The sequence below is a fragment of the Neisseria lactamica genome, from assembly GCF_901482445.1.
In the GTDB taxonomy this organism is placed as follows: domain Bacteria; phylum Pseudomonadota; class Gammaproteobacteria; order Burkholderiales; family Neisseriaceae; genus Neisseria; species Neisseria lactamica.
Genome location: NZ_LR590477.1, coordinates 1,863,236 through 1,884,311 on the forward strand (window position 1 = coordinate 1,863,236; position 21,076 = coordinate 1,884,311).

A 21,076-nucleotide genomic window follows, 5' to 3' on the forward strand; every position below is an offset into this window, starting at 1 on the left:
GTCCATAATAAAAGCCTGACGGTACAGGCGCAGGGTTGGAAACGGCACTATTCTACTCCCTTTTGAAACAGTTTACTATTTTTAACGCAAATGCCGTCTGAAACGCGGGTTTCAGACGGCATTTTTCGGAGGACAGGTCAGCGGTAGGCGTTTTTCAGTCCGCGCAGGGCGGCGAATACTTCCAAACCGCTGTTCAGCGTTTTGCCGACCAGGGCTTCGGCACGTTGGCGGACGGCGGGGATTTCTGTCCGCAAAAACGGGTTGACGCGGCGTTCGTGGGCGAGAGTAACGGGCAGGGTGGGCGTATGCTCTGCCGCTTTCAATGCCGTCTGAATGTCGGCGTTGTCCGGCTCGATATGGGCGGCAAAACGCAGGTTGGCGGCGGTGTATTCGTGCGCCGGATAAAACAGGGTGCCTTCGGGTAATTGGTTGAACCGTTGGAAGCTGTCGTAAAGTTGTTCGATTGTGCCGGTGAACACGCGTCCGCAGCCGGCGGAAAAAAGGGTGTCGCCGCAAAAGACGTGTATGCCGTCTGAAGTTTCCATGAGGTAGCTGATATGGCGGCCGGTATGGCCCGGGGTTGCCCAAACGGTAACCTGCACGTCGCCGAAGGTGAATTGGGTGCCGGCGGTTACGGTGTGGGTGGCGGCTTCGATGTCGGTTTCGCCGTAAACGGGCGATTCCATATAGGCGCGCCATAATGCGGCAGCACCGCCTTCGTGGTCGGGGTGGGGGTGTGTAACCCAGGTTTGGGCGAGCATAAGGCGGTTGCGGACGAGGAATTCCAAGACGGGCGCAGGTTCGGAAGGATCGACGCAGACGGCCCGGTTGCCTTCCTGTATCATCCAGATGTAGTTGTCGGTCAGAGCCTTGACGGGTGTGATTTTCATGAGTGTTCCCCGGCGGCGGATGCCGTTTAAAGGATGGTATGTGGGAATGCCGTCTGAAATATTTTTCAGACGGCATTGGTTTGAGTAGGGCGGTTAGCCCAAAGCTTTTCTTGCGCCGGCGAAGAGGCGGTACCAGCCGGACAATTCCGTCCAGTCTTCCGGTTTCCAGCTCATTTGCGCGGCGCGGTATACGCGTTCCGGATGCGGCATCATGATGGTCACGCGGCCGTCGGCGTTGGTTACACCGGCAATACCTTGCGGCGAGCCGTTAGGGTTGAGCGGGTAGGTTTGGGTAACCTGGTTTTGTCCGTCTACATATTGCAGCGCAATGCCCAAATCGGCGGAAATATTGCCGCCGTGAAGCGCGAAGTCGGCGCGGCCTTCGCCGTGGCTGACAACGACGGGCAGGCTGGAGCCTTGCATTTCGTTCAGAATCAGCGATGCGGATTTTGGAACATGAACCATACTCAGGCGCGCTTCAAACTGTTCGCTCAAGTTGCGTTTGAACTTCGGCCAGCCTGCCGTGCCGGGGATGATTTCGGCGAGGTTGCTGACCATTTGGCAGCCGTTGCACACGCCCAATGTCAGCGTGTCCGGATCGGCAAAGAAGGCGGCAAATTGGTCGCGTAAGGCGGGGTGGAACAGGATGGATTTCGCCCAGCCTTCGCCCGCGCCGAGTACGTCGCCGTAGCTGAAGCCGCCGCACGCCGCCAGCATTTTGAAGTCGGCAAGGCGGACGCGGCCTGCCATCAGGTCGGACATATGCACGTCGTAGGCATCGAATCCGGCGCGGGTGAACGCCGCCGCCATTTCGATTTGCCCGTTCACGCCCTGTTCGCGCAGGATGGCGATTTTGGGTTTCGCGCCGCTGTTGATAAACGGCGCGGCGATGTCTTCGTTCACGTCGAATTTCAGGTCGGCAAACAATGCGCTGCGTCCGTTGTCGCCAATCAGGGCGAACTCGCTGTCGGCGCAGGCGGGGTTGTCGCGCAGGCGTTGGATGGCGTGGCTGGTTTCCTGCCAAGCGCGTTGCAGGTCGGCACGGTTTTGTTCTAGGAAATAACCGTAACCAAAGAAAGAAATAGATTCATTGTCAAAATCAGGAGAGCCAATCCGGCTGACCGCACCGGTTAAGCCGGCCGCTTCAAATGCCGCATCAACGTAATCCCTATCTTGTTGGCGGATTTGGATAACCGCACCTAATTCTTCATTGAATAAGATTTTAATGGCGGCATGATTATAAAGTTCGTCAGATAAGTCTTCGGCCGGGTCGCCTTGGAAATCCGGATAATGAATCGGTAGGAATTTATCCATCAGGCAATCTATATCGGCACTGATACCGCCCCGCCCCGCAAACGCCATTTCCGCCAGCGTCGCAAACAAGCCGCCGTCGCTGCGGTCGTGATACGCCAAGAGTTTGTCTTCGGCGACAAGCTGCTGAATCACGTTGTAAAACGCTTTCAGACGGCCCGTATCGTCCAAATCAGGCGCATCGCCGGTCATATTGTTATACACCTGACCGAATGCCGAGCCGCCCATACGCGCTTTGCCGAAGCCCAAATCGACAAACAGCAATACGCTGTCTTCGACGTTTTTCAATTCGGGCGTAACGGTTTTGCGTACGTCTTGAACCGGCGCGAACGCGGAGATAATCAGGCTTAAAGGCGAAACGACGGATTTTTTCTCTTCGCCGTCCTGCCAAACGGTTTTCATCGACAGGCTGTCTTTGCCCACGGGGATGCTCAAATCCAATGCCTGACAGGCTTTAGAAACCGCTTCGACGGTACGGTAGAGTTTTTCGTCTTCGCCCTCGTTGCCGCACGCCGCCATCCAGTTGGCGGAAAGTTTGATGTTGCCGATGTCGCCGATATTGACCGCCGCGATATTGGTAATGGCTTCGCCGACGCACATTCTGCCCGAGGCAGGCGCGTCAAACAGGGCGACGGCCGGTTTTTCACCCATAGACATCGCTTCGCCGCGATAGGTGTTGAAGCCCATCATAGTCACGGCGCAGTCGGCTACCGGGGTTTGGTATTTGCCGACCATTTGATCGCGGTGCGTCAAACCGCCGACGCTGCGGTCGCCGATAGTAATCAGGAAGTTTTTGGCGGCTACGGCAGGCAGGCGCAAAACGCGGTAGGCGGCTTCGGTAATGTCGATATCGCCCGCGTTAAACGTTTTTTTGGACGGCGCAACCGTTTTGTCGGTACGCGTGGTTTTGGGCGGTTTGCCGAGCAAGACGTTCAGCGGCAAATCGACGGGGTTGTTGGAGAATAAATCGTCGCGTACTTTCAAATGGCCGTCGCCGGTCGCCGTGCCGACTACGGCAAACGGGCAGCGTTCGCGTTCGCAGATGGCGCGGAAGGCATCCAAATCTTTTTCCAAAATCGACAAGACATAACGCTCTTGCGATTCGTTGCACCAGATTTGCAAAGGCGTTAAACCGTGTTCTTCCAGCGGCACTTCGCGCAGCTCGAATACCGCGCCGCGTCCGGCATCGTTGACCAGTTCGGGGAAGGCGTTGGACAGACCGCCCGCGCCGACGTCGTGGATGGAGATAATCGGGTTTTTGTCGCCGAGCTGCCAGCAGCGGTCGATGACTTCCTGCGCGCGGCGTTCGATTTCGGGGTTGCCGCGTTGCACGGAGTTGAAGTCCAAAAACGCGTCATTTGTACCGGTATTCATCGAAGAAGCCGCACCGCCGCCCAAGCCGATAAGCATGCCCGGGCCGCCCAGTTGGATCAGCAATGCGCCTTCGGGGATTTCGTCTTTATGTGTTTGCTGCGCCTGAATGCTGCCCAGGCCGCCGGCAATCATAATCGGTTTGTGGTAGCCGCGAACCTGACCGTCAAACTTCTCTTCAAAAGTGCGGAAGTAGCCCAAGAGGTTGGGGCGGCCGAATTCGTTGTTGAACGCCGCGCCGCCGATGGGGCCTTCAATCATAATGTCCAGCGGCGAGGAAATATGTTCCGGCTTGCCGTAATCTTGTTCCCACGGCTGTTTGAGGCCGGGGATGTTGAGGTTGGACACGGTAAAGCCGGTCAGGCCTGCTTTCGGGCGCGAACCTTTGCCCGTTGCGCCTTCGTCGCGGATTTCGCCGCCCGCACCCGTTGCCGCGCCTGCAAACGGCGCGATGGCGGTCGGATGGTTGTGCGTTTCCACTTTCATGATGATATGCGTGTCTTCTTCGTGGAAACGGTAGCCTTGGTTTTCCGCCGCATCCGGATAGAAACGCTCGATTTTTGCGCCTTCGATTACGGACGAATTGTCTTTATAAGCGACGACCGTGCCTTCGGGATGCGCGTTGTGCGTGTCGCGTATCATACCGAAGAGGGATTTGGGCTGTTTTTCGCCGTTGAGGATGAAATCGGCGTTGAAGATTTTGTGGCGGCAGTGTTCGCTGTTTGCCTGCGCGAACATCATCAATTCAACATCGGACGGATTGCGCTGCAAAGCCTGATAGTTTTCAACCAGATAATCGATTTCGTCGGCGGAAAGTGCCAAACCCGTTTCGGTATTGGCTTTGACCAAAGCCTCTTTACCGCCGCCCAAAACATCGACGGTGGAAAAGGTTTCGGATTCGAGATGGTGGAATAATTTGGATGCCGTCTGAAAATCGGGCAGCACGGATTCAGTCATGCGGTCGTGCAGCAAAGCCGCCCATTGCTGTTTCTGTTCATCGGTAAGCGCACCTTCCAGCCACACCGCCATACCGCGCTCGATGCGTTCGATGCCTGCCAAACCGCAGTTTTCCGCGATATTGGTCGCCTTGGAAGCCCACGGCGAAATCGTACCCAAACGGGGCGTGACCAAAAACAAATGCAAGCCTTCGCGCGCTTTTGGCGTTTGTTCAACGCTTTGCGCCGCCAACAAGGCTTGCAGTTTTTCGACAGTCGCGGCATCAAGTGCTTTCTCGCTGCCGACGAAATACCAAAATTCGCTTTTCAGTTTCACTTCGGGCAGACCGAGTGCGGCGGCTTTTTGCAAGAGTTTTTCAACACGGAAATCGGAAAGGGCGGTAACGCCGCGCAAGGGCAAAACGACAGACATAATTCGGCTCACAAATGCGGTTGGGAAAAAGAGGGATTATACGCCGGACAGGTTTGTATTGCTTGGATATTTTGGCTTAAAATGTTGACAATCTTCAGACGGCATACAGTTGGGGAAAATACAGGTGCCGTCTGAAGATATTAAGGAATAAGGGTTTTATCTGTTTTTCTGATTTTTACCCAAAGCCGGGTATGCGGATAATTGCAGGAAGTAGAGGGGCGGGCAACTGCTTCCGTATGTTTTTAGATCAAATGCCGTCGTTTCCGCACGGTTAGGAATATGGAAGTTTGGATTTACAGAAACCTTTAAATATTGCTGAAATGCAGAGATCGGGATTCCCGCCTGCGCGGGAATGACGGTTTCCGGCAAATCGCCGCATCGCCGGGCGAACAGTACCGTTTATCGTTTGCCGGCGGTTTCTGCTATATTTGTCGTTTGTTTACGTTAATTAATGGAGAATGTGATGAAAAAAATCGAGGCGATTGTCAAACCGTTCAAACTCGACGACGTGCGCGAGGCGTTGACGGAAATCGGCATTACGGGGATGACCGTCAGCGAGGTCAAAGGGTTCGGCAGGCAGAAGGGGCATACGGAAATCTATCGCGGTGCGGAATACGCCGTCGATTTCCTGCCCAAGGTCAAAATCGAGCTGGTGTTGGCGGATGACGCTGTGGAACGCGCGATTGACGTGATTGTCGAGGTGGCGCGTTCGGGCAAAATCGGCGACGGCAAGATTTTTGTGCTGCCGGTCGAGGAGGCAATCCGTATCCGCACGGGCGAACGTTCGGACGCGGCGGTTTGAGCGTTTGGAATGGAAATGCCGTCTGAAAGGCTTTCAGACGGCATTTTTTTCGGGTTCAGATGTGGTGGACGATGAGTTTTTTGCCTTCGTAGTCGAGTACGTCCACGTCCATGTCGAACAGTTCTTTGATGTTGTGTGCGGTGAATACTTCTTCGGGTGTGCCGGTCAGGGCGACTTTGCCGTTTTTCATGGCGACGACGTGGTCGGCGTAGGCTGCGGCTTGGTTGATGTCGTGCAATACGGCGACGGTGGTGCGTTTGTGTTCGTCGGTCAGCCGGCGCAGGATCTGCATGAGGGAGCGGGCGTGATACATATCGAGGTTGTTCAGCGGTTCATCCAGCAAAACGTAGTCGGTGCGCTGGCAGAACACCATCGCAATCATGGCGCGTTGGCGTTGGCCGCCGGAAAGCTCGGTCAGGTAGCGGTCGGCGAAGTCTTGCAGGTGGAACTCGGCAAGTGCTTCTTCGACGATGGTTTTGTCGTTTTCAGACGGCCTGCCTTGGTGGTAGGGATAGCGGCCGAACATCAGCAGGTCGCGCACGGTAATGCGGCTCATGATGCTGTTTTCTTGGGTAAGGATGGAGAGCGTGCGGGCGAGTTCGGCGGTGGGGGTGGTTTTGATGTCTTTGCCTGCGTAGCTGATGTTGCCGTGTGCCAGAGGCTGAAGCCGCGCCATAAAGGAGAGGAGGGTGGACTTGCCTGCGCCGTTGGGGCCGATCAGTGCGGTAATGCCGCCTTCGGGAATGTCGAGGCTGATGTTGTCCAGAATGGGGCGAGTGCCGATGCGGTAGCTGACGTTGCGGATGGTAATCATAGGCGGATTCGAATATGGGGAATTGGATTTTCAGACGGCCTTTAAATGATGAGGCCGTCTGAATTTTATTCCTGTATGGTTAGATTTCGCTGACGGTAACAAATTCGGGGTTGTCGGCTTGGTCAATCAGGAAGGCACGGACGCGTGCCTGCCAGAGTTGTCCGAAGCGTTCGAGTTCTTCTGCGCTTGCGCTGCCGCCGACGGCTTTGGGCATAAGTTCGCGCATTTCGGGTGCAAAGGGTTGCAGGGCGGCGTTGAGGTTGACGGCGACGGTTTTGCCGTTGTCTTTGCGGCGCAGGGTCAGTGTGCCGTTGATTTCGCCTGCACCAAAGGATAAGAGGTTACGGCGGGCGAAGCGTCCCTGCATTCCGATGCCTCCGAAGCCGGTTTCGGGGGCTGCGCCGGTAAGGAGTTGGACGACGGACGCGGTTACGCCGACCGTGCCTTCGTCGCGCGCGCCCTGCATGGCGGCTTCGATGCCGCCGCGTTCGGGCAGCTCTTCGCCGTAAAGGGCTTTCAGACCTTTGATAACCATCAGGTACGCGCCCGCGACGGTCGGGCAGGAATGTCCGCACAGGCGCACGGCATCGGCGTAGCGGTAAGTGAGGATGCCGTTTTCGGCCGCGCCGAGGAAGTCGGCAAGCGGGTCTCTGACGGTGATGGTCGGGGCTTGGTTGAAGAATGATGGGAAACGTTCTTGCGTCATATGGTTTGTCCTTTCGAGTCGGGCTGCCGTTCAGACGGCATCCGTCATTTTTTGTGTTTTAAAACGAGATAGAGGAAAACGAGTCCGCCCGCAAATTCGACCACCACGCTTAATACCGCCTTCATGCCCAAGAAGTGTTCGAATACGGTTTGTCCGCCGACCAAGAGGATGCCGCCGACACAAACCGTCATCGGCAGGCGGACGGAATGGCGCACGGACGGGGAAAAGTGGTTGGCAAGCGAGGCGGCGAGAAGCCCGAAAAAGCTTACCGGGCCGACTACGGCGGTCGCCGTCGCCACCAATGCGGCAATCCAAAGCAGTATCCATAAGGTGTTGCGCGTGTAGCTGATGCCCAAATTGACGGCTTGGTCGCGCCCTAAAAGGTGTACGTCCAAGCGGTAGCGTTCGCGCCAAACGACCGCCGCGCTGACGAGCAGGATCAGCGCGCCTATGCCCAAAAGCTCGCTGTGGACGGTATTGAATCCGGCAAACATATTCGCCTGAGCCGCGGTAAATTCTTCGGGGTCTATCATGCGCGAAAGCAGCGACGACAGGCTGCGGAACAAAATCCCGAAAATCACGCCGATTAAAATCATACGCGGCAAATCGCGCCCGCCCTGACGGATGAGCGTGTAGAACAACAGCAGCGAGCCGCCCATCATAACGACCAGTTCAAAGCCGAATTTGCCCGTCAACGGCAGGGAAGCATAGCCCACGCCGCCGAGCGTAAACACCAGCAAGGTCTGCAAAAACACATACAGCGAATCGAAACCCAAAATCGAGGGTGTGAGAATCGGATTGTTGGTCAGCGTTTGGAAGAGTTGCGTGGACACGCCGACCGCATAGGCGACCATCAGCAGCGCGGCAAGTTTGGTCAGCCGCAGTTGCAGTACAAAATCCCAATCGCCTTTGACATTGAGCGTTAAAAACAGTCCGCAGCAGATCAGTAAAAGTGCGAATGCCGCCCATAACGGGCGCGGCGAACCCTGCATAAATTCAATTTTGTTTTCAGACGGCATAGGCGGGTTTCCTTAACAAAAGCCATAAAAACAACGCCGTACCCAATACGCCGAAGACGGTCGATACCGGAATTTCAAACGGAAACACAATCACGCGTCCCAAAATATCGCACAGCAACACCAAAGACGCGCCCAGCAAGGCCACCGCAGGCAGGCTTTGGCGCAGCCTGTCGCCTATCAGGCGGCTGATGATGTTCGGCACGACCAGCCCGACAAACGGAATATTGCCGACCGTAACGATAACCAGCGACGTAATCAAAGCCACAATAATCAAACCCGACCACAACACCGCCGTCCGGTTCAAACCCAAATTCACGCTCACCGTCTCGCCCAGCCCCAAAATCGTCAGCCGGTCGGCAATCAGATAGGCAAACACCGCCAAACCGCCCGTAATCCAAAGCAGCTCGTACCGCCCCAGCAGCACGCTCGAAAAATCGCCCTGCTGCCACACGCCCAACATTTGCAGCATCTCAAACTCATACGCGACAAACGTCGCCACCGCCTCAATCACGCCGCCGAAAATAATCCCCACCAGCGGCACCATCAGTTGCGCCGTCGGCGGCAGGCGGCGGATAAGCAGCATAAACACCAGCATTCCGATTAGCGCGGCAACGGCGGCAACCAACATTTTGACCGGCAGCGGTGCGGCAGGCAGCAGCAGGGACATCAGAAGCAAACCCAAAGCCGCACTCTGACCCGCGCCCGCCATAGAAGGCTCGACAAAACGGTTGCGCATCAAAATCTGCATAATCATCCCCGCCACCGCCATCGACGCGCCCGTCAGCACAATCGCAAACGTGCGCGGCAGGCGGCTGATGAACATAACCTGCTGGCTGTCGGACAGCGAAAACACATCCGACCAGCGGAAATCGGCAACGCCGACCGACAGGCTGACGGCAAACAACACCGCCAGCAGCAGGAGGTTGGTCAGGTTGAGGGAAAAAGGTTTGGCAGTCATAAACAGAAGGGAAAAGCGTTAAGGCGTAGAAGATTCAAACAAGGCAGTCCGAACCGTCGGAGCGGAAAGCCTTGTTTGAAGCCTCCGTATCGGGCAATGCCGTCTGAAACACAGGAAGCGGTTTGCATCCGTGTTTCAGACGGCATCGAATGCCGCCGTTTCATTATTTCGCGGCGTTAAAAGCGTCGGTAACCTGTTTGCTTGCATTCAGCAGCTCTTGCGCGCCACCGGCCGCCAAATAAGTTTCAGGAACGAGGTAAACGACTTGTCCTTTTTTCCAGGCGGTTGTTTCGGCAACCAGCGGATTATTCAACACGTCTTTCGCCGCCTGACCCTCTTCGCCGATGGCCGCGCTGCGGTCAAGGACAAACAGCCAGTCGGGATTTTTCTCTTTCAAGTATTCGAAGCTGACGGGCTGGCCGTGGCTGCCTTCTTTAATTGATTCATCGACAGCGGGAACGCCGATGTCTTTGTGCAGCCAGCCGCCCAGTCGTGAAGACGAGCCGAAGGCGGACATCTTGCCGCCGTTGACCAGAATCACCAAACCTTTGCCTTTGCCTTGCGCGGCAGTTTTCGCCGCTTCAAACGAAGCATCGATTTCCGCCTTCAGCTTGTCGGCTTCCGCCTGTTTGCCGAAGATTTGCGCCAGCGCATCGATACGCTCTTTGGCACTTTCTTTGAGGTTGGCGGTATCGGCGGTCATTTCGATGGTCGGCGCGATTTCGTTCAATTTGTCAAACGCTTTGGCGGCGCGGCTGCCGATGATGATGAGCTGCGGTTTGTAAGCGTTAAGTGCTTCGTAATCCGGCTCGAACAGCGTGCCGGCAGGTTTCGTGGATTTGAAATATTCGTCCAAGTAGGGCAGGCGGTTTGTGTCGACGGACAAACCTGTTTTCACGCCCAATTTATTTAAAGTGTCGAGCATACCCAAATCGTAAACGGCGATACGCTCCGGATTTTGCGGCACTTTCGCATCGCCGCGCGCGGTTTTGACGGTAACGGACGCGCTTTCGGATTGTGCGGCGGAAACTGCCTGTTCTTTGGCTTGTGGGGCAGAGTCGGAATTTTGCGGCGAACACGCGCCCAAGGCGAGGACGGTGCAGAGGGTTAATGCGGTCAAACGCAACATAGGGTGTCTCCAAAATGGGGATATTGGGGCAAAGCCGCCGGTCGGACAAACCGGAACGGCTTTAGAAAGGATAAATGATAACCTATATCAAATTATCAGAACAGATGCCGCCTGAAAGGCTTTCAGACGGCATTTTTTCGGGATGTGCGTTTTAGAACTTGTAGTTCACGCCCAAGCGTACATCACGGCCCACGCCCGGCAGGGTATTGGTCCAGCGTTGGCTGTGCGGATAGTAGAACTTGTTAAACACGTTGTTAACTGAAAGATTGACATTGAGCGTGTCTTTGCCCAGCGGTTTCCAGTTGGCGAAGACATCGTTCACACCGAAACCTTGGCGTACAACGTTTTCCAATTTGCCGCTGCGGTCTTTTTGACCTGCCACCAATATCGAACCCACGGCTTTTTGAACATAGCGTCCACGCCAGCCGATTTCCAGATTCGGATTTTGGAAGCGGTAGGCAAGGGAAGCTGTCCAAGTGCGACCAGTTTGTGCGCCAAACTCGGGGTTCGCGCTCAACAGTTTTTTAGGATGGGTATCGTAAAAGCGCGGTTTGCTGTGGCTTACGCCGACTTTGGCAGTCAAGCCGCCGGTGCGGTAGGATGCGCCCAATTCGTAACCGTGGTTTTTGATGTAGCCGGCATTGACGGCTTCACGGACGGCGACAGAGTCGTGGCGGTTTTGCGGATTGGCAAGCGCGTCTTTGATGGTTTGCCAGAAGTAGCTGCCGTTTGCGGCAAACGTGCCGTCGTTGTAGTTAAAGCCGATTTCGGTATTGCGCGCGCGTTCGGCTTTCGTACCGTCGGCAATCGAGATGATGCCGCGTTTGCCGTGGGTTTGCAGCGCGTCATACAGGCGCGGGCTGCGGCTGGCGTAGTTGTGGCTCGCGCTGAAGCTCCAGTGTTCGTGCGGCTGCCAAATTACACCGAAACTCGGGTTAAGGCTGCTGCTTGAAACGGTTTTGCCGTCGTGGGTTTTCACCTTGAAGCGGTCGTAACGCAACCCGCCGGTCAGGGTAAAGCCGTTAATTTCGTGAATGGCTTCGATATACGCGCCGGTATCCGTTTTGGTTGGGTTGGTCAGGCGGTAGGAATGGACAATGGCTTCATCTGCACGGTCTTTCTTTTGTTGTTCCATCGGTTTATCGACTTCTTGACCGTTTTTCTTTTCTTTTATCGGGATGGAGAATTCCGAATTCAAAAACGCTTGCGGTTTGATTTCCTGATGGCGGTAGTTGATACCGTATTTCAGCAGGGTTTGTTCGGCAAGGCGGCTGTCGAAGTTGAAATTCATACCCCGAGTGGTGATTTGGGTATGGTTGGGGCCGACCACATTGCCTGCGTAACCGCTGCCGCTGTCATCGGCGGAATAGCGTTTCTTTTCCAACACATAGGCGTTGGCATTCAGTTTTTCGACAAAGCCCAGGTTTTTGCCCGTATATTCCAAGTTGGTGTTGGATTGTGTGGTTTCGCGGTAAGCAGGGGCTTGGCGTTCCATACTTATTCGCTCTTTATCGCCGCCAACGGTAAATTCTTCACGGACGGTACGGATGCCCCGGTGCTGGTCTTTCATATGGCTCAACACGATGCGGTGGTCGCCGTCGCCGAAGCTTGTTCCGATTTTGGCGAGGTAGCTGCGTTTGTCCAGCGCGCTGTACGGTACGGTTTTGCCGCCGTTGAAATTATTACGGAAGCCTTTACCTGCTTCGTAATCTTTTTCATCGTTGCGGTTGTAAGAGAACAAGCCGTCGAAGTTGCCCTCTTTTCCGAATACGCTTGCGCCGTAGCTTACGCCTTCGTTGCTGGCAAAGCCGCTGTTGAGGCGCACGCCCCAGTTTTTATCCAAGCCTTTGAGCAGGTCTTGGGCATCGACGGTTTTGGCGATAATCGCGCCGTTGGTCGCGCCGATACCGGCAGAGGCGGAACCCGCGCCTTTTTGTACGGAAACGACTTTAACCAAAGCGGGATCGACAATAAATCTGCCTTGGTGGTAAAGGATTTGGCTGTCGGAATAGGCGTTGTCCACCTTGATGTCGACAGAGTTCTGACCCATACCGCGCAAGGTCATATGTTGGGATGTGCCGTTACCGCCGCCGAAATCGATGGAGGGCTCTTCTTTTAAGAGTTCGCGCATATCGGTTGCGGTGCTTTCGTCTTTTTGCTGAAGCGTAACGATGTTGGTACGGATTTTGCTGCCTTGGCGGTCGCCTTTTACGGTAATGGTATCCAATGCGACATTGGCGTTGTCTGCTGCGTGGGCAAAGCCTGCCGCAAGTGTGAGCGAGAGCAGGCTGAGGCGGAACAATGGGGCGTTCATTCAGTCGTCCTTTTGAGTATATGAGGGAAGTTAAGCCAAACCGTTAAGATTTGGCAGGATAAGAAAAATAATTAATAATTATTTTTATTTATATTAACAGGGGGGGGGGGATTTTTGCAAAGCTGATTATCGTTTTTATTTGCGAAGTGTTGTTTTTTGTTGACAGGTTTTGTCGGAAATGTAAAAACGGCGGAAATAAATTTTTTCCGCCTCACTTGAATTTACCCGCACACACCCTAATTTTGCCGACTTATACGGGCGGGCCGGCAGGCGGCAGCCCGGTTTCCACTTCAATCTGTCCGAACCGTTCGGGCAGATGATTGTTTTCAAACCATTTATCGGAGCATAAATATGACCATCCGTCCTTTACACGACCGCGTTGTCGTCAAACGCTTGGAAGCTGAAGAAAAAACCGCCTCTGGCATCGTTTTGCCGGGCGCGGCCGCCGAAAAACCCGATATGGGCGAAGTCATCGCCGTGGGCGCGGGCAAAATCGGTAAAGACGGCGCGCGCCGTCCGCTGGATGTCAAAGTCGGCGACAAAATCATCTTCGGCAAATACAGCGGCCAAACCGTCAAAGCCGACGGCGAAGAGCTGTTGGTAATGCGCGAAGAAGATATTTTCGGCATCGTTGAAAAATAAATACGGACACGATGCCGTCTGAAACGGCAAACCGCCTTCAGACGGCATAAACGGTTTTATCAGACAGTTTTAATGATTTTTGGAGAATTGAAATGGCAGCAAAAGACGTACAGTTCGGCAATGAAGTCCGCCAAAAAATGGTAAACGGCGTGAACATTCTGGCAAACGCCGTGCGCGTAACCTTGGGCCCCAAAGGCCGCAACGTGGTGGTTGACCGCGCTTTCGGCGGCCCGCACATCACCAAAGACGGCGTTACCGTCGCCAAAGAAATCGAACTGAAAGACAAGTTTGAAAATATGGGCGCGCAAATGGTGAAAGAAGTCGCATCCAAAACCAACGACGTAGCGGGCGACGGTACGACTACCGCCACCGTATTGGCGCAATCCATCGTTGCCGAAGGTATGAAATACGTGACCGCCGGTATGAACCCGACCGACCTGAAACGCGGTATCGACAAAGCCGTCGCCGCTTTGGTTGACGAGCTGAAAAACATCGCCAAACCTTGCGACACTTCCAAAGAAATCGCCCAAGTCGGCTCGATTTCCGCCAACTCTGACGAACAAGTCGGCGCGATTATCGCCGAAGCGATGGAAAAAGTCGGCAAAGAAGGCGTGATTACCGTTGAAGACGGCAAATCTTTGGAAAACGAGCTGGACGTGGTTGAAGGTATGCAGTTCGACCGCGGCTACCTGTCCCCTTACTTCATCAACGACGCTGAAAAACAAATCGCTGCTTTGGACAGCCCGTTTGTTTTGCTGTTCGACAAGAAAATCAGCAACATCCGCGACTTGCTGCCTGTTTTGGAACAAGTGGCAAAAGCCAGCCGTCCGCTGTTGATTATCGCTGAAGACGTAGAAGGCGAAGCCTTGGCGACTTTGGTGGTGAACAACATCCGCGGCATTCTGAAAACCGTTGCCGTTAAAGCCCCGGGCTTCGGCGACCGCCGCAAAGCGATGCTGCAAGACATCGCCATCCTGACCGGCGGCACAGTGATTTCCGAAGAAGTCGGCCTGTCTTTGGAAAAAGCCACTTTGGAAGACTTGGGTCAGGCCAAACGCATCGAAATCGGTAAAGAAAACACCACCATCATCGACGGCTTCGGCGAGGCAGCCCAAATCGAAGCGCGTGTTGCCGAAATCCGCCAACAAATCGAAACCGCAACCAGCGATTACGACAAAGAAAAACTGCAAGAGCGCGTTGCCAAGCTGGCAGGCGGCGTGGCAGTCATCAAAGTCGGTGCTGCTACCGAAGTCGAAATGAAAGAGAAAAAAGACCGCGTGGAAGACGCGCTGCACGCTACCCGCGCAGCCGTTGAAGAAGGCGTGGTTGCAGGCGGCGGCGTAGCCCTGTTGCGCGCCCGTGCCGCTTTGGAAAACCTGCACACCGGCAATGCCGACCAAGACGCAGGCGTACAAATCGTATTGCGCGCCGTTGAGTCTCCGCTGCGCCAAATCGTTGCCAACGCAGGCGGCGAACCTAGCGTGGTTGTGAACAAAGTGTTGGAAGGCAAAGGCAACTACGGTTACAACGCTGGCAGCGGCGAGTACGGCGATATGATCGAAATGGGCGTACTCGACCCCGCCAAAGTAACCCGCTCCGCGCTGCAACACGCCGCGTCTATCGCCGGCCTGATGCTGACGACCGACTGTATGATTGCCGAAATCCCTGAAGACAAACCGGCTATGCCCGATATGGGCGGCATGGGCGGTATGGGCGGCATGATGTAAGCAATGCCGTCTGAAACCTTCAGACAACAAGCCGCACGGTCAACGCCGTGCGGTTTTTTTTTTCGAATAAGTACAGCTAAGGCGCAAACTTTAAAATTATAGTGGATTAACAAAAACCAGTACGTCGTTGCCTCGCCTTAGCTCAAAGAGAACGATTCTCTAAGGTGCTGAAGCACCAAGTGAATCGGTTCCGTACTATTTGTACTGTCTGCGGCTTCGTCGCCTTGTCCTGATTTTTGTTAATCCACTATATTTCCCGCCATCCCAAAAACGAAGAGCGGCAGGAATTTATCGGAAAAACAGCAACCTTTCCGCCGTCATTCCCGCGAAAGCGGGAATCTAGAACCCCTAACGCGGCAGGAATCTATCGGAAAAAACCGAAACCGAACAGACCGGATTCCCGCCTGCGCGGGAATGACGAAAAGCAACCTTTCCGCGTCATTCCCGCGAAAGCGGGAATCTAGGAACCCAAAGCTGCAAGAATTTATCAGAAACAACCGAAACTTAAAAAACCGGATTCCCGCCTGCGCGGGAATGACGGGACTTTGGTTTCTGTTTTTGCGGGAATGACGGGGAAGTTGGAGGTTGTTTCTTATGGAGTGGTTTTTGTATCTGGATAAAAAATTTTTTCGTTTTCAAGCCTTCACCGCTTGCCATCGGCGTTAAATTTTTTTACGATAAGCACATAGATTGTAAACAATCGGCCACAAGCCGGTTTGTTTTTTCAGAAGACATTATCCCTGTCAGACGCTGTTTCTATATATGTTTGCCTATAACGGCTTGTTTTTAATAAATAATTCAAGAGGTATCAACGTGTCTGATTCCAAAACGAAAGAACGCGCCACATTCGGCACGCGCCGCGCGTTTATGATTGCCGCCATCGGGTCCGCCGTCGGCTTGGGCAATATTTGGCGTTTCCCCTATATTGCTTTTGAAAACGGCGGCGGCGCGTTCATCCTGCCTTATTTGGTCGCCCTTTTGACGGCGGGCATCCCGCTGCTGCTGCTCGATTATGCCATCGGACACCGTTACCGTGGTTCTGCGCCTTTGGCTTTCCGCCGTCTCGGACGATGGTTTGAACCTGTGGGCTGGTGGAACGTGATGACCAATATCGTCATCTGCATCTATTACGCGGTAATTATCGGTTGGGCGGCAAGCTATACCTATTATTCGGTCAACGCTGCCTGGGGTGCGGATCCGCAGGGTTTTTTCTTTAAGGACTTCCTGCAAATGGCGGGTCCGGAAGCCTTGGGCTTGGATTTTGTCGGCAAAGTGGCCGGCCCTTTGGCGGGCGTGTGGGTTTTTACCGCCGCCATTATGGCTTTGGGCGTGCAAAAGGGCGTGGCGCGCGCCTCGTCGTTCTTTATGCCGCTGCTTTTGGTGATGTTTTTGATTATGGTCGGCATTTCGCTGACGCTGCCGGGCGCGGCAAAGGGCTTGGACGCATTATTTACGCCCGACTGGTCGAAACTCGCCGATTCCAAGGTCTGGGTGGCGGCATACGGGCAGATTTTCTTCTCTCTTTCCATCTGCTTCGGCATTATGGTTACCTATTCTTCTTATTTGAAGAAAAAAACCGACTTGGGCGGAACGGGGCTGGTGGTCGGTTTTGCCAACAGCAGCTTTGAACTGCTCGCGGGCATCGGTGTGTTTGCCGCATTGGGCTTTATGGCGCAGGCGGGCGGTAAGGCGGTCAACGAGGTTGCCTCCGGCGGCATCGGTTTGGCGTTTATCGCCTTTCCGACCATTATCAACCAGGCGCCGATGGGCTGGCTGATCGGCATATTGTTTTTCGGTTCGCTGGTGTTCGCCGGCGTTACGTCGATGATTTCCATCCTTGAAGTGATTGTGGCGGCGATTCAGGACAAGCTGAACATCGGGCGTGTCAACGCCACGCTGCTGGTCTGCATTCCGATGGGCATTGTTTCTACGCTGTTGTTCGGTACGGCGACGGGGCTGCCGGTTTTGGACGTGATGGACAAATTCGTCAACACCTACGGCATTGTTGCCGCCGGCTTTGTTTATGTTGCCGCCATCATCATCAGCGGCAGGCTGCCGGAATTACGCAGGCACCTGAACGCTTTGTCCTCCATCCGCGTCGGCGGCTTGTGGACGGCCTGCGTCGTGTTTACCGTCGTGATGCTCGGCTATATGCTGTATCAGGACACCGCCGGATTGTTGGAGAAAAACTACGGCGACTATCCGGATGGTTTCCTCAATATTTTCGGCTGGGGGATGTCGGCGGCGTTGGTCGTGTTCGGGCTGCTGCTGTCGCTGCTGCCTTGGAAGCACGGTCAGGATTTTAATGTCAAAGACGAACACGAACATGAACAGGGAGAAGAAAAATGAGTACTTCCGCCATTGTGATGATGCTTGCCGCCATCGCGGTGATTTGGGGCGGGCTGCTGCTTTCCCTGTTAAGGCTGCCGGAAGAGTAAGCCTTTAGAGCGTTAAAAATGCCGTCTGAACTGCTTCAGACGGCATTTGCCTTTACGGCTGCCATTCGCGTTCCACCTTGCCCGACGCATCCAAAGTTTGCGCTCGGACGATATGCCCGTCCCGGTACAGGATGCGCGTCCGCAATATGCCCTGTTCGGTATAGCCTTGCGACCAGCCTTGCGCCACGCCGTTTTCAACCGGCGTGTGCGAATGCAGTTTGCCGTTTGGGTGGTAAATATCGACAAAGCGGTCGAACACGCCGTTTTTGACGATGCTTTTCAAGACGCGCCCGTTTGAGGCGCGGATGCTGTACGCGCCGTCCGGCGTGCCTGAAGGCGGTCGGCTGTATGGGTTGGCGGGTTGGATGGGCGCGGCGGGCGGCAGTTTGTAAAGCGGGGTTTGTGCGGCAGGCAGACCGGAACAACCCGCCGAAAGGAGGGTGGCGGACAAAGCGGCAAGCAGGAGGATAATCGGGGCGTGTTTCATTTCAATTCCTTAGATATTGCACCCCATAACAGGGGCGCGTAATTTTTTTCAACCATTCCCTTCGGCAGCCGGGCGAGGCGGGGATTTGTTATGCCGTCATTAAAAAAATAGGCTGTGCTTGAATATTCCGCCGATGCGGCCCTAAGATGTCACTTTAAACGGACAATGCCGTCTGAAGGCTTCAGACGGCATTTTGATGGTCTGCTTACAGGCAGGCGAGTTCGTTTGCCATTTGCTGTTCCAAGGTTTCGCGCCGGCGGATGAGCCGGTATCCGCCGCCGTCAACCAATACCTCCGCCGCACGGTTGCGCGCGTTGTAATTGCTCGCCATACTGGCTCCATACGCGCCCGCGCTGCGGATAAGCAGCAAATCGCCTTCTTCGCAGGCGATGGTGCGGTCTTTGCCGAGGAAGTCGCCGGTTTCGCAAATCGGGCCGACGATGTTGGCGGTCAGAGGCTCAATGTCTTTGGTTTCGACCGCCTCGATGTGATGATAGGCATTATAAAGCGCCGGACGCATTAAATCGTTCATCGCCGCATCGACCATCACAAAGTTTTTCTCTTCGCCGTGTTTGACAAACTCGACGCGTGTCAGCAGCGAACCTGCGTTGCCGACCAAGCTGCGACCGGGCTCAAGAATGAGTTTCAGACGGCGTGTGCCGATCAGTTTTTGAACCGCTTGGGCATACGCGCCCAAATCGGGCACTTTTTCGTCTTGGTAAACAATGCCGACGCCGCCGCCCAAGTCCAAGTGTTCCAACACAATGCCTTCGGCGGCAAGCGAGTCAACCAAAATCAAAATGCGTTCGCAGGCTTCGACCAGCGGGCTTAAGTCGGTCAGTTGCGAACCGATGTGGCAGTCGATGCCGACGATTTTCAAATTGGGCTGTTGTGCGGCGTGGCGGTAGGCTTCGAGCGCGTCGGCGTAGGCGATGCCGAATTTGTTGGCTTTCAGACCTGTGGAGATGTAAGGATGGGTTTTCGCATCGACATCGGGATTGACGCGCAGGGAGACGGACGCGGTTTTGCCCAAACGCGCGGCAACCTTTTGAATGCGGTCGATTTCGGGGATGCTTTCCATATTGAAGCATTTCACGCCTGCATTCAGCGCGAACTCGATTTCCGCCTCGCTTTTGCCCACGCCGGAAAAAATCGTTTTCGCCGCATCGCCGCCTGCCGCCAAAACGCGCGCCAACTCACCGCCGGAGACAATGTCGAAACCGCTGCCCAGCGAGGCGAAGTGTTTGATGATGCTCAGATTGCCGTTTGCCTTGACGGCGTAACAGACGAGCGGGTTTAAAGCGGCAAAGGCGGTTTGGTAGTGTTCAAACGCTTCGGTCAGCGCGGATTGGCTGTACACATAAAGCGGCGTTCCGAATGCTTCGGCAAGGCGGGGGTAGGGGACTTGTTCGCAAAACAGGGTCATATTTTCGTTTTCATTTTCGGGTTGGTGGGGCGGATTGCGGTGTGCTTTGAAGCTGCAAACCGGTTTGGATTACGCCGAAACGCGCCTTGTCGCCTTCTTTGGGCAGGTAGAGGTCGCCTTTGTAACCGCAGGCGGAAAGCAGGAGGGCGGTTGCCGCCGCAAAAAATACGCCGTATTTCATCGGTAAACTTCCTTCATAAGCGCGAATGTGGCAAGATTCGGCATCTTAAACAAAAAACACGCAAAAAGCTATGATGACCGAAAGCGAGTTTATCCGCGCGAGCGAAGCATTATTCGAACACATCGAAGACCAAATCGACGAAAACGGCTGGGATTTCGACTGCCGGTTTGCCGGAAACGTCCTGACCATCGAAGCCGGAGACGGCACGCAAATCATCGTCAACCGCCACACGCCCAATCAGGAATTGTGGATTGCCGCAAAAAGCGGCGGCTACCATTTCGCCGAACAAAACGGCAAATGGCTGGCAACGCGCGACAGCCGCGATTTTTATGATGTTTTAAACGAAGCCCTGAGCGCGGCTTCAGGCGAAGCGGTGGCAATTGCCGAATTGTGATTCAATTTTCGATATAAAAAGATTGTTACCCAATGGCACAATTACCTCTATATCGGACTGCCGAAATCGGAAATTTTACTGTCGGCACGCCCGAAGTTTTACAATCATTTTTCGAACATGTCCCTTATGGTGTCGTCTTTGAAGACGACGGCGACACAGGCTACTTCTATGCCGCTTCGCAAGACGGGATTCTAGATGCCTTGCACATCTACAATGTCGAAGATGTATCCGACAAACATATCCCCAATCATGTCTTGATTTTATGGGATGATGCCTGCACCATAGCCGCATTGTGTATCAACGACTACATCCATGCCGTCTATGATTTTGTCGAACAGGCAGGATATTGCCGCAACGGCTTCCCTGAAGCACAAGGCGAATGGCTGAAAGTCGAAAACCGCGTCTTGGACGATGAATTGCTGGACAAACTCCTCTCCCGAAAACCTACATAACCCGCACAAAAGGATAACAAAATGCCCCTGTTAGACAGTTTTAAAGTCGACCACACCCGTATGCACGCCCCCGCCGTACGCGTGGCGAAAACCATGACCACACCCAAAGGCGACACCATTACCGTATTCGACCTGCGCTTTTGCGTTCCCAACAAAGAAATCCTGCCCGAAAAAGGCATACACACGCTGGAGCATTTGTTTGCAGGCTTTATGCGCGACCACTTGAACGGAAACGGCGTGGAAATCATCGACATTTCCCCGATGGGCTGCCGCACCGGTTTTTATATGAGCCTTATCGGCACGCCTTCCGAACAGCAGGTCGCCGACGCATGGCTCGCCTCGATGCAGGATGTTTTGAATGTCAAAGACCAAAGCAAAATCCCCGAGCTGAACGAATACCAATGCGGCACTTATCTGATGCACTCGCTTGCCGAAGCGCAGCAAATCGCGCAAAACGTGTTGGCGCGCAAAGTGGCGGTGAATAAAAACGAAGAGCTGACGCTGGACGAAGGGCTGCTGAACGCCTAATCCGCCGCAAATGCCGTCTGAACAAGGGTTTCAGACGGCCTTTACCTCTTCCCTTATCATCCGGGGTTGTGCGGGAGCGGGTTTGAAGCAGGCATCGTCCTGCACGCCGCAATCGTCCT

20 protein-coding genes are annotated in these 21,076 nt (G+C 54.6%); 8 read left to right on the top strand and 12 right to left on the bottom strand.

What is annotated here, in order from left to right; all coding sequences use genetic code 11:
• Window positions 1–137: 137 nt before the first annotated feature.
• The 3 genes from gloB to FGL10_RS10100 all read right to left on the bottom strand — a co-directional run bounded on the left by gloB (window position 138) and on the right by FGL10_RS10100 (window position 5,309).
• Entirely contained in the window at window positions 138–890 is a 753-nt protein-coding gene (gene gloB, locus FGL10_RS10090; RefSeq protein ID WP_003710662.1) for a hydroxyacylglutathione hydrolase, read from the bottom strand.
• Window positions 891–983: 93 nt separating this feature from the next.
• The gene (gene purL / locus FGL10_RS10095; RefSeq protein ID WP_003710663.1) at window positions 984–4,940 is read right to left on the bottom strand and encodes a phosphoribosylformylglycinamidine synthase; all 3,957 of its coding nucleotides are present in this window, start codon (window positions 4,938–4,940) and stop codon (window positions 984–986) included.
• A 156-nt stretch (window positions 4,941–5,096) separates the two neighbouring features.
• Window positions 5,097–5,309, bottom strand: a complete 213-nt coding sequence (locus FGL10_RS10100) for a hypothetical protein (protein ID WP_003710665.1) — start codon at window positions 5,307–5,309, stop codon at window positions 5,097–5,099.
• Window positions 5,310–5,403: 94 nt separating this feature from the next.
• Between FGL10_RS10100 and FGL10_RS10105 the strand changes: the two genes are divergently transcribed.
• Window positions 5,404–5,742 carry a P-II family nitrogen regulator gene (locus FGL10_RS10105; RefSeq protein ID WP_002218119.1) on the top strand — a complete coding sequence of 113 codons (339 nt, stop codon included), beginning with the start codon at window positions 5,404–5,406 and terminating at the stop codon, window positions 5,740–5,742.
• 55 nt (window positions 5,743–5,797) lie between these two features.
• Here FGL10_RS10105 and FGL10_RS10110 read toward each other — a convergent pair whose 3' ends face one another.
• The 6 genes from FGL10_RS10110 to fetA all read right to left on the bottom strand — a co-directional run bounded on the left by FGL10_RS10110 (window position 5,798) and on the right by fetA (window position 12,682).
• Window positions 5,798–6,556 (bottom strand): iron ABC transporter ATP-binding protein, encoded by a 759-nt coding sequence (locus FGL10_RS10110; RefSeq protein WP_003710669.1) that lies wholly within the window; start codon window positions 6,554–6,556, stop codon window positions 5,798–5,800.
• A gap of 79 nt (window positions 6,557–6,635) precedes the next feature.
• Window positions 6,636–7,262: an FmdE family protein gene (locus FGL10_RS10115; RefSeq protein WP_003710671.1), complete on the bottom strand. Its 627-nt coding sequence runs from the start codon at window positions 7,260–7,262 to the stop codon at window positions 6,636–6,638.
• A 44-nt stretch (window positions 7,263–7,306) separates the two neighbouring features.
• Window positions 7,307–8,281 (bottom strand): iron chelate uptake ABC transporter family permease subunit, encoded by a 975-nt coding sequence (locus FGL10_RS10120; RefSeq protein ID WP_003710672.1) that lies wholly within the window; start codon window positions 8,279–8,281, stop codon window positions 7,307–7,309.
• Window positions 8,271–9,239: an ABC transporter permease gene (locus FGL10_RS10125; RefSeq protein ID WP_003710674.1), complete on the bottom strand. Its 969-nt coding sequence runs from the start codon at window positions 9,237–9,239 to the stop codon at window positions 8,271–8,273. The genes FGL10_RS10120 and FGL10_RS10125 overlap by 11 nt, the downstream gene beginning before the upstream one ends.
• Window positions 9,240–9,402: 163 nt before the next feature.
• On the bottom strand, window positions 9,403–10,368 hold the full coding sequence (locus tag FGL10_RS10130; RefSeq protein WP_003710675.1) for a siderophore ABC transporter substrate-binding protein: 966 nt from the start codon (window positions 10,366–10,368) through the stop codon (window positions 9,403–9,405).
• 151 nt (window positions 10,369–10,519) lie between these two features.
• Window positions 10,520–12,682: a TonB-dependent siderophore receptor FetA/FrpB gene (gene fetA / locus FGL10_RS10135; RefSeq protein ID WP_003710677.1), complete on the bottom strand. Its 2,163-nt coding sequence runs from the start codon at window positions 12,680–12,682 to the stop codon at window positions 10,520–10,522.
• Between the two features lie 351 nt (window positions 12,683–13,033).
• On the opposite strand from fetA, the gene FGL10_RS10140 reads away from it, so the two are divergent.
• The 4 genes from FGL10_RS10140 to FGL10_RS10160 all read left to right on the top strand — a co-directional run bounded on the left by FGL10_RS10140 (window position 13,034) and on the right by FGL10_RS10160 (window position 17,489).
• A complete protein-coding gene (locus FGL10_RS10140; RefSeq protein WP_002214868.1) occupies window positions 13,034–13,324 on the top strand; it encodes a co-chaperone GroES in 291 nt (96 codons plus the stop codon).
• A 92-nt stretch (window positions 13,325–13,416) separates the two neighbouring features.
• Window positions 13,417–15,051, top strand: a complete 1,635-nt coding sequence (gene groL, locus FGL10_RS10145) for a chaperonin GroEL (protein WP_003710680.1) — start codon at window positions 13,417–13,419, stop codon at window positions 15,049–15,051.
• Between the two features lie 813 nt (window positions 15,052–15,864).
• Complete coding sequence (locus FGL10_RS10155) at window positions 15,865–17,400, top strand: sodium-dependent transporter (protein WP_115178313.1); 1,536 nt, start codon at window positions 15,865–15,867, stop codon at window positions 17,398–17,400.
• A complete protein-coding gene (locus FGL10_RS10160) occupies window positions 17,397–17,489 on the top strand; it encodes a methionine/alanine import family NSS transporter small subunit (protein WP_036470488.1) in 93 nt (30 codons plus the stop codon). Before FGL10_RS10155 ends, FGL10_RS10160 begins: the two co-directional genes overlap by 4 nt.
• Window positions 17,490–17,541: 52 nt before the next feature.
• Here the strand turns inward: FGL10_RS10160 and FGL10_RS10165 are convergent, their stop codons facing one another.
• The 3 genes from FGL10_RS10165 to lptM all read right to left on the bottom strand — a co-directional run bounded on the left by FGL10_RS10165 (window position 17,542) and on the right by lptM (window position 19,583).
• On the bottom strand, window positions 17,542–17,976 hold the full coding sequence (locus FGL10_RS10165; RefSeq protein WP_003711161.1) for a toxin-antitoxin system YwqK family antitoxin: 435 nt from the start codon (window positions 17,974–17,976) through the stop codon (window positions 17,542–17,544).
• A 205-nt stretch (window positions 17,977–18,181) separates the two neighbouring features.
• Window positions 18,182–19,402 (bottom strand): diaminopimelate decarboxylase, encoded by a 1,221-nt coding sequence (gene lysA, locus FGL10_RS10170; protein ID WP_003711160.1) that lies wholly within the window; start codon window positions 19,400–19,402, stop codon window positions 18,182–18,184.
• Window positions 19,403–19,412: 10 nt separating this feature from the next.
• Window positions 19,413–19,583: an LPS translocon maturation chaperone LptM gene (gene lptM / locus FGL10_RS10175; protein WP_003711159.1), complete on the bottom strand. Its 171-nt coding sequence runs from the start codon at window positions 19,581–19,583 to the stop codon at window positions 19,413–19,415.
• 70 nt (window positions 19,584–19,653) lie between these two features.
• Between lptM and cyaY the strand changes: the two genes are divergently transcribed.
• Genes cyaY through luxS form a run of 3 tightly spaced genes read left to right on the top strand, consistent with a single transcriptional unit; the run spans window position 19,654 to window position 20,957 of the window.
• The gene (cyaY, locus tag FGL10_RS10180; protein WP_003711158.1) at window positions 19,654–19,977 is read left to right on the top strand and encodes an iron donor protein CyaY; all 324 of its coding nucleotides are present in this window, start codon (window positions 19,654–19,656) and stop codon (window positions 19,975–19,977) included.
• A gap of 32 nt (window positions 19,978–20,009) precedes the next feature.
• Window positions 20,010–20,429 carry a DUF2251 domain-containing protein gene (locus tag FGL10_RS10185; protein ID WP_003711157.1) on the top strand — a complete coding sequence of 140 codons (420 nt, stop codon included), beginning with the start codon at window positions 20,010–20,012 and terminating at the stop codon, window positions 20,427–20,429.
• 21 nt (window positions 20,430–20,450) lie between these two features.
• A complete protein-coding gene (gene luxS, locus FGL10_RS10190; RefSeq protein ID WP_003711156.1) occupies window positions 20,451–20,957 on the top strand; it encodes an S-ribosylhomocysteine lyase in 507 nt (168 codons plus the stop codon).
• Window positions 20,958–21,076: the final 119 nt, after the last annotated feature.